The 245-nt window shown below is 38.0% G+C and carries 1 protein-coding gene; it reads left to right on the top strand.

The window, feature by feature from the left end:
• Positions 1-245 (top strand): diadenylate cyclase (locus SB717_RS38625; RefSeq protein WP_410908524.1); only part of this gene is annotated, 245 nt, incomplete at both ends.

The following is a 245-nucleotide window of genomic DNA, read 5'->3' as shown; positions in this document are numbered from 1 at the left end:
ATTACTCGAATCAATATTTTACCCAGGTAACCCTCTTCATGACGGTGCCGTTCTCGTAAAAAATAATCATATAGTCTCAGCTGCTAATATTCTTCCTTTAACGAAAAGTACAGAAGTTGATCCTGAGCTAGGAACACGTCACAGAGCTGCAATAGGCTTATCAGAAAAGAGTGATGCACTTATATTAGTTGTCTCTGAAGAAACGGGCCGTACTTCTTTTGCTTTAAATGGGATTTTGTATACAA

It is taken from the genome of Priestia sp. SIMBA_032 (assembly GCF_046535215.1).
Lineage (GTDB): Bacteria > Bacillota > Bacilli > Bacillales > Bacillaceae_H > Priestia > Priestia aryabhattai.
This window is presented reverse-complemented; position numbering and strand designations above follow the sequence as displayed.